Below are 7,812 nucleotides of genomic sequence, written 5' to 3' on the forward strand. Positions count from 1 at the left end.
TTCGACCGGGCCCCCACCCAGCAGACGGGCCCAGAACCGGACCAGCGCCTTCGGCTCATGGCAGTCCACGACGATCTGATGCAGGTGCGCGCGCATGGGCGAGAGCCTAGGGCCTTTCCCGCCCTGACCCACCGGGCGGCCCTGGGGCAGCCCCGGCCCTCGCGCCGGTATCCGTGCGGCACGGCGGACGGGCCTCCGCGTCGGGTGTCACTTCTCCAGGTCGGCGGCGTGATCGGGAACGTAGGTCTGCAGATCGCGTGGTGGTCGCCGATAGCCGGTGCCCGGTGGGCGGGGTGGTACTTCCAGTACCGGCGGCGGGACTTCGTGGTAGGGCACCGTCGACAGCAGATGGGCGATCATGTTCAGCCGGGCTCGGCGTTTGTCGTCGCTCTCGACGACGTACCACGGTGCCTCCGGGATGTCGGTGTGGACGAACATGTCGTCCTTGGCCCGTGAGTACTCCTCCCAGTGGGTCAGCGATTGCAGGTCGACCCGGGAGAGTTTCCAGCGTCGCGTCGGATCGTCCAGGCGCTGTCGGAAGCGTTGTTCCTGCACCTCGTCGCTGACCGAGAACCAGTATTTGCGCAGCAGGATTCCGTCCTCGACCAGCATGCGCTCGAACACCGGGCACTGGCGCAGGAAGCGCTGGTACTCGGCGGGTGTGCAGAAGCCCATGACCCGTTCGACGCCGGCCCGGTTGTACCAGCTGCGGTCGAACAGCACGATCTCGCCGGCCGCGGGAAGGTGCTCGGTATAGCGCTGGAAGTACCACTGGGTGCGTTCGCGCTCGGTGGGTTGGGGCAGCGCGACGATGCGGGCCACGCGGGGGTTCAGATAGGCCGTGACGCGCTTGATGGTGCTGCCCTTTCCGGCCGCGTCGCGCCCTTCGAAGACCACGACGAGCCGCGTCCCCTCGGAGCGCACCCATTCCTGGAGTTTCACCAGTTCCGTCTGCAGCCGGTACAGCTCCCGCTCGTACCGCGCCTTCGACAGTTTCCCGGGTGCCGGATGCTTGCCTTCCTGCTCCTCCGCCATGCGACGACGGTAAGAGGGTTCGCGGCGGGGCGAGCGGGGGCGGGGGCCGAATGGGGGGAGGCCGAGCGTTGGGGTCCCGCGACGAGGGCAGGGCCGGACGGCCCTTTCGGGGCGGTGGGATGCGTCGCAGGCTGGGGAGTGACGCCGGACCGTGCTCGTTGGACGGCGACAAGACGACCGCGCGGTGCACAGCTGCTTCCGAGGAGGCGCCACCACCATGCCGGACACGCCGCACACACCGCACACCGTCAGCGACGTGATGACCCGGCCCGTGGCCGCCGTCGACCGCCGGGCCCGCTTCAAGGAGATCGTCGAGACCCTTCAGCGGTGGCAGGTCAGCGCCCTGCCGGTGGTCTCGGCCGAGCGGCGGGTGGTCGGCGTGGTGTCCGAGGCCGATCTGCTGCCCAAGGAAGGCTTCCGGGAAGCGGACCCGGATCGGCTGGCGCGCCTGCGGCTGTTCGACGACGTACGCCGGGCGGAGGCGGTGACCGCCGGGGAGCTGATGTCCAGTCCCGCCGTGACGGTGCATGCCGATGCCACCCTGGCTCAGGCGGCGCGCACGATGGCACGCGCATCGGTCAAACGACTGCCTGTGGTGGACGGGGACGGGCTGCTGGTGGGAATCGTGAGCCGTGCCGACCTGCTGAAGGTGTTCCTGCGGTCCGACGAGGACCTTGCGCGGGAGGTGCGGCGGGTGCTCGGGCAGCTCTTCGCCGCGCCGGCCAAGGACTTGCAGGTCGCGGTCGCCGACGGGGTGGTCACCCTCAGCGGGCACTTCCGTGACCGGTCGCTGGTGCCGGTCGTCGCGCGTCTGGTGCGCGGCATCGAGGGGGTGGTGGACGTGGAGTTCGACGTGACGGTCGTCGCGCCGGTGCAAGCCGGGCCGCGGGGCGGGGATGCGCCGCGGTGACCGTATCGACGGCGTCCGGGGCGTGCGGCCGCTGCCCTGACCGCGGCGCCCGCGGGGCCGACCGCCGCCGGATGGGGCGGTCACGGGCACGTCCCAGGAAGGGACGCGCACGGTGTGTTCCGCACGCCGCGCGGTGCGCCCGGTTCGGAGGAGAGGCCGCCGGGCCTGTGGGTGGTCCGGTCGGACCGGCGGGGCCGGGCGGCGGGAGGTGGGGCCGGACGGCCCCTGCACCGTGCGGGGGGACGACAGCACTCTGAAGGTGTCGCAGTCCGAGGCGAGAGCGGTCGGAGGGAGGAGGCGTCATGGCGCACGGCCCGCACACTGTCAGCGACGTGATGACCCAGACGGTGGTCGCCGTCGGTCAGGAGGCCAGCTTCAAGGAGATCGTCGAGACCATGGAGCAGTGGCAGGTCAGCGCCCTGCCGGTGCTCGCGGGGGAGGGGCGGGTGATCGGCGTGGTGTCGGAAGCCGACCTGCTGCCCAAGGAGGAGTTCCGGGACGCGGCACCGGACCGGATGGAGCAGCGGCAGCGGCTCGAAGACCTGCGCAAGGCCGGCGGCCTGACGGCCGGTGAGCTGATGAGCACCCCGGCGCTGACGGTGCGCGCGGACGAGACCATCGCCCAGGCGGCACGCACGATGGCGCGCAAGTCGGTCAAGCGGCTGCCCGTCGTCGACGGCCACGGGTTGCTGCAGGGCATCGTCAGCCGCGCGGACCTGCTGAAGGTCTTCCTGCGCTCCGACGAGGACCTGGCGGCGGAGGTGCGCACGGAAATCGTCGACCGGCTGTTCTCCGGTGCACCGAAGGATGTCGAGGTGACCGTCGAGGACGGCGTGGTGGCACTGCACGGTCCGCTCCCCGACAGTGCCCTGCTGCCTGTCCTGTCCCGTCTGGTGCGGGCGGTCGAGGGCGTGGTGGACGTGACGTTCGACGTCCGTGCCGGCGGGAAACGGGAGGAGCGCACGGTAGCCGGCTGAGGGGAGGAAGCGGGTGCGTGTTCCGCCGGGTGAAGGGCGGAACGTGCGGCACCCGTCGGTCGCGGAGGCAGGACGATGCCCGAAAAGGACAGGGTGCGATGACGGAAACGACGTTCGCTCGCAACGAGGTGTGCGCACTGCTCGCCGACGGAACCACCGTCCGGCTGCGCCCCGCGTGCCCGGAGGACCGCGCGCAGGTGCTGCGCTTCTACGGCGAGATGTCGGCGGACAGCCTGCGCCGCCGGTTCTTCATGGTGAGCCGCCGCTCCGGTGAACGGGCGGCCGACCGGCTCTGCGCGCCCGACACTCCCGGACACCGCACCCTGGCCGCCTTCCAGGGCGACCGGCTGGTCGGTGTCGCCGAGTACGAGAGCGGTGACGACCCGGCCACCGCCGATATCGCCCTGGCGGTCGCCGACGACTGCCACCGCCGCGGCGTGGGCACCCTGCTGCTGGAGCACCTCGTGCACACCGCCCGCGAGAACGGCGTCGGCGCCTTCACCGCCGACCTGCTCGCGGACAACCACCCCATCCACCGCGTCCTGGCCGATCTCGGGTTGCACGTCACCCGGCGGTACGACGGCACCACGGTGCACGGTGTCATCCGGCTCGAACCCGACGAGACGTATCTGTCCGCCGTGGAGCTCCGGGGGCGCACCGCCGACACCGCGAGCCTGCGCCCGTTGCTGCGGCCCCGCTCGGTCGCGGTCATCGGAGCCGGCACCAGACCCGGGTCGGTGGGGCGGGCCGTTCTGCGCAACCTGCGCGGCGGCCACTTCCGCGGGCTCCTCCACGCGGTCAACCCGCATGCCCACGCGGTCCTGCACGTCCCCGCGTTCGCCTCCGTCGGCGACCTGCCCGCGCCGCCCGACCTCGCCGTCATCGCCGTACCGGCAGCGGACGTCCCCGGCGTCGCGGCGCAGTGCGGCCGGGCCGGGGTGAAGGCGCTGGTGGTGGTGACCGCCGGCCTGGACACCGACCGGACCGCGGAGTTGACGGCGGCCTGCCGCCGCTGGGGCATGCGGATGGTCGGACCCAACTGCCTGGGCATCGCCAACACGGAACCGGGCGTCCGGCTCGCTGCGACCTTCGCTGTCGGCCGGCCGCTGCCCGGCACCGCCGGTGTCGCCGTGCAGTCCGGGGGCGTCGGTATCGCGCTCCTCGACGGGCTGTCCCGCCTCGGCATCGGCGTCTCCAGCTTCGTCTCGCTCGGTGACAAGCGCGATGTCAGCGGCAACGACCTCCTCCAGTGGTGGGAGTGCGACGAGCGCACCGAACTGGCCCTGCTGCACCTGGAGTCGTACGGGAACCCCTGGGCCTTCTCCCGTACGGCCCGGCGTGTCACCCGGCGCATGCCGGTGCTCACCGTCGACGCCGGACGTTCGGCGGCCGGCCGCCGGGCCGCCGCCTCGTACACCGCCGCCGCGGCCACGCCCACCATGACCCGTCGGGCGCTGTTCACCCAGGCCGGTATCACCGCCGCCCACACCCTCGGGGAACTCCTGGACACCGCGGCGCTGCTGCACTCCCAGCCGCTGCCCGCGGGCGAGCGGGTCGCCGTGGTCTCCAACGCCGGTGGGGCCGGGGACCTGGCCGCGGACGCCTGCGCGGACGCGGAACTCCACGTCCCCCAACTCCCCCCGGCCCTGCGGGCGGAGCTGCTCGCCGAGCTTCCGGCAGGCGCCGGTGCCGGCAACCCGGTCGACAGCACGCCGGCGGTCACCGTGCCCGCCCTGAGCGCGTGCGTGGACCGGATCGCGGCCTCCGGCGCGGTCGACGCGGTCCTGGTCGCCCTGGTGCCGACCGCCCTGACCGCCGCGGTGGGCAGCGACCTGGTCACCGCGCTGACGTCCTCGCCACACCCGGCCCGCGCGCAGTGCCCGGTCGTCGCGGTCCTGCTCGACCAGCCCGAACGGGTCCGGCTGCTCCGTACGGCCGGCGGACCGGCAGTCCCCGCGTACGGCGAGCCGCAGTCCGCGGCGCGGGCCCTGAAACACGCCGCGGAGCGCGCCCGTTGGCTGGCCAGGCCGCAGGGAAGCCCCGTGGAGCCGGCCGGGATCGATTCCCCACGAGCTCGTGCGCTGGTCGCGGAGTTCCTCACCCGGGATCCCGCCGGCGGCTGGCTGGATGCGCGGCAGACCGCCCGGCTCCTGGACTGCTACGGCATCCCCCGGCTCCCGCAGGCGTACGTCACCACCGAGCAGGAGGCGGCCGAGGCCGCCGCGCGCCTTGCGGGCCGTTCCGGAGCGGTGGCCCTCAAGGCACAGGGTCCCGGCCTGGTCCACCGCACCGAGCGGGGCCGCGTACTCCTCGACCTCCGCGGCGAGCGCGCCGTACGGACCGCCTACCGCGATCTGGCGGCCCGGCTCGGCACGGCGATGGCCGGGGCGCTGGTCCAGCCGATGGCGGGGCGGGGGACGGAACTGCTGGCCGGAGTGGTCCAGGACGAGGTCTTCGGCGCGCTGGTCGTCTTCGGCCTGGGCGGCACCACCAGCGAGCTGCTGGCCGACCACGCCGCCCGACTCGCCCCCCTCACCGACACCGATGTCCACGAACTGCTCACCGCACCCCGCTGCGCGCCGCTGCTGTTCGGCTACCGAGGCGCCGCGCCGGCGGATCTCCGCTCTCTCAAGGACCTCCTGGCGCGGCTGTCCCGGATGGCCGACGACCTTCCGGAACTCGCCGAGGCCGAGTGCAACCCGGTCGTCGTCCGGCCGGACGGCAGCACCGTCGTGGACAGCCGGGTCCGGCTGCTGCCGCGCCGGGCGGACGATCCCTGTCTGCGCAGGCTTCCCTGAGGCCGGAAGCGGATGGAAGCCACGAGCGGAGGAAGGGCCGAGATGAAGCACCGACGCGTCGGGGCCGTGATGAGCGGGGACGTCGTCCGCGCGCGCAGCGGGACGCCGGCCGGTGAACTGGCGCGGTGGATGGCGGAGTTCGGCATCAACGGCGTGCCGGTGGTGGACGCCGACGACAGGGTGATCGGGATGGTCTCGGCGACGGACCTGGACCGTGCGCGGCGTGCGGCCGACGGCTACCAGGGCCGTTCGGCGCAGGACCTGATGTCCGCCCCGGCCCATACCGTCCGGGCCGACGACTCGGTCGTCCGGGCGGCCCGGCTGATGTCCGCGCACCGCGTCGAGCGGCTCCCCGTCGTGGACGAGGAGGCCCGCCTCGTCGGCATGCTCACCCGGCGCGACGTGCTCGGGCTCTTCGCCCGCTCCGACGAGGAGATCCGTGACGAGGTCATCGACGAGATCGTGGTGCGGACGATGTGGCTGAACTCGGGCAGCATCGACGTCGTCGTCCGCGACGGGACGGTGACACTCTGCGGGTGCCTGGACAGCAGTGGCCAGGCCGACGTGCTGGTGCGGATGGTGCGGCAGGTCGACGGCGTCGTCGCGGTGGTCGGCCGGCTCACCCATCGGCGAGAGGAGGCGTACCCGGGGCCGGATGCGGCTGTGGACCGGGGCGGCCCGGGGCCCTGACCACCGGGGCGGGAGACGGCCACGGACGGTGGTGCCGATCACGGCCGGCGCTTCCGGTCACGTGCCGAGGGAGATCACGGGAAGGACGGCCCGAAGGAGGCCAAGAGGGAGACGGCGCCCATCGCGAGCAGGACGGGGACGAATGGGTGACGATGGAAGTGTCCTGATTCGACGGTGCTGTTCCATGAAAGAGGTGGGCGGCATGCCCTTCCCCTCCGAATCCGCGGGCAACGTCCCGCCACGTGAAACCCGGCCCGAGGGAGCTTCCCCTGGGGGCGAAGCTCTGGGCGCCCTGGCGAACCTCGGCTGGCAGGCCCTGGTCACCGTCGGCCTGGCATCGATCGCACTGGGTGTGGTCGTTCTGTCGTGGCCGGGGGAAACGCTGCGTGTCGTCGGCGTGGCCTTCGGCGTCTACCTGCTGGTCAGCGGTGTCTTCCAGCTGGCCGCGGCCTTCGGTGCGCACGTTCCGGGGCACATGCGGGCACTGCACTTCATCACGGGTGCGCTCTTCATGCTGCTCGGGCTCGTCAGTTTCCGGGGCACCTTCCAGTCGATCCTGCTGCTCGCCCTGTGGATCGGCTTCGGCTGGCTGCTGCGCGGCGTCATGATGACGGCCGCCGCGGGTTCGTCTCCCGGTATGCCCGCGCGTGGTTGGCAGATGTTCCTGGGAATCATCACGCTGCTCGCAGGCATCGTGCTGATCGTCGCGCCGTTCGGCTCGATCGCCGTGCTCACCCTGGTAACGGGCATCATGGCCATCGTGCTGGGCATGGTGGAGGTGTTCCACGCGTTCCAGCTGCGTGTCGACGCCGGCCGCCTCACCAAGGGCACCGCCCCCAAGCAGCGGCGGTCCCTGTTCCACATGCCTCACCCGCAGCACTGACCGCCCGCTGCGGGCGGATCACGAAGGGCCGGTCTCGCGCAGGCGCGACAAGCCGGCCCCTGCGTGACGGGTCGGCCCGCGCGGAGTGACGTTCGCGCGCCGCCGTCGCACGGCGGCGCGNGCTGCGGGCGGATCACGAAGGGCCGGTCTCGCGCAGGCGCGACAAGCCGGCCCCTGCGTGACGGGTCGGCCCGCGCGGAGTGACGTTCGCGCGCCGCCATCGCACGGCGGCGCGCGCCGTCAGCGGGCTCAGCGACCCGCGTCGCCGAGGTGGTGGAGGTCCCGCCCGATCCGCGCGACGAGCGGGCGTACGCCGGTCGCCACCGACGGCGAAAGTCCCATCCCCGGGCCGTTGTCGGCGGCCTCCACGGCGTGGATGAGCAGCTCACCCGGCAGCCGGCTGAACACCCGGGGCCCCCGGGTCACAGGCGCGGGACCACCGCCACCGGGCAGTGGGAGTGGTGCAGCAGGGCGAGTACGGCTGGGCCGAGTGGCATGGGAGCGCGTTGTGGTCGGCGT

Annotated in this window: 7 protein-coding genes; 5 read left to right on the forward strand and 2 right to left on the reverse strand. The window is 72.9% G+C overall.

Annotation, left to right across the window (positions count from 1 at the left end; translation table 11 throughout):
* Positions 1-207 precede the first annotated feature (207 nt).
* Positions 208-1,035 carry a polyphosphate kinase 2 gene (gene ppk2 / locus ACO1BR_RS42285; RefSeq protein WP_426800447.1) on the reverse strand — a complete coding sequence of 276 codons (828 nt, stop codon included), beginning with the start codon at positions 1,033-1,035 and terminating at the stop codon, positions 208-210.
* Between the two features lie 217 nt (positions 1,036-1,252).
* Between ppk2 and ACO1BR_RS42290 the strand changes: the two genes are divergently transcribed.
* The 5 genes from ACO1BR_RS42290 to ACO1BR_RS42310 all read left to right on the forward strand — a co-directional run bounded on the left by ACO1BR_RS42290 (position 1,253) and on the right by ACO1BR_RS42310 (position 7,293).
* Positions 1,253-1,945, forward strand: a complete 693-nt coding sequence (locus ACO1BR_RS42290; protein ID WP_426800448.1) for a CBS domain-containing protein — start codon at positions 1,253-1,255, stop codon at positions 1,943-1,945.
* Between the two features lie 302 nt (positions 1,946-2,247).
* Positions 2,248-2,922 (forward strand): CBS domain-containing protein, encoded by a 675-nt coding sequence (locus ACO1BR_RS42295; protein WP_426800449.1) that lies wholly within the window; start codon positions 2,248-2,250, stop codon positions 2,920-2,922.
* Positions 2,923-3,020: 98 nt separating this feature from the next.
* On the forward strand, positions 3,021-5,720 hold the full coding sequence (locus ACO1BR_RS42300) for a GNAT family N-acetyltransferase (RefSeq protein WP_426800450.1): 2,700 nt from the start codon (positions 3,021-3,023) through the stop codon (positions 5,718-5,720).
* Positions 5,721-5,762: 42 nt separating this feature from the next.
* Positions 5,763-6,410: a CBS domain-containing protein gene (locus ACO1BR_RS42305; protein WP_426800451.1), complete on the forward strand. Its 648-nt coding sequence runs from the start codon at positions 5,763-5,765 to the stop codon at positions 6,408-6,410.
* A gap of 202 nt (positions 6,411-6,612) precedes the next feature.
* Positions 6,613-7,293, forward strand: coding sequence for an HdeD family acid-resistance protein (locus ACO1BR_RS42310; protein WP_426800452.1), 681 nt, complete (start codon positions 6,613-6,615; stop codon positions 7,291-7,293).
* A gap of 249 nt (positions 7,294-7,542) precedes the next feature.
* Here the strand turns inward: ACO1BR_RS42310 and ACO1BR_RS42315 are convergent, their stop codons facing one another.
* Entirely contained in the window at positions 7,543-7,719 is a 177-nt protein-coding gene (locus ACO1BR_RS42315) for a hypothetical protein (protein ID WP_426800453.1), read from the reverse strand.
* Positions 7,720-7,812 lie beyond the last annotated feature (93 nt).

Source organism: Streptomyces sp. YGL11-2 (genome assembly GCF_050054615.1).
Taxonomy (GTDB): Bacteria; Actinomycetota; Actinomycetes; order Streptomycetales; family Streptomycetaceae; genus Streptomyces.

Bases quoted from the DNA above. Each gene is read 5' to 3' on its own strand.
- ppk2 (WP_426800447.1), bottom strand. From the start codon at position 1,035: ATGGCGGAGGAGCAGGAAGGCAAGCATCCGGCACCCGGGAAACTGTCG.
- ACO1BR_RS42290 (WP_426800448.1), top strand. From the start codon at position 1,253: ATGCCGGACACGCCGCACACACCGCACACCGTCAGCGACGTGATGACC.
- ACO1BR_RS42295 (WP_426800449.1), top strand. From the start codon at position 2,248: ATGGCGCACGGCCCGCACACTGTCAGCGACGTGATGACCCAGACGGTG.
- ACO1BR_RS42300 (WP_426800450.1), top strand. From the start codon at position 3,021: ATGACGGAAACGACGTTCGCTCGCAACGAGGTGTGCGCACTGCTCGCC.
- ACO1BR_RS42305 (WP_426800451.1), top strand. From the start codon at position 5,763: ATGAAGCACCGACGCGTCGGGGCCGTGATGAGCGGGGACGTCGTCCGC.
- ACO1BR_RS42310 (WP_426800452.1), top strand. From the start codon at position 6,613: ATGCCCTTCCCCTCCGAATCCGCGGGCAACGTCCCGCCACGTGAAACC.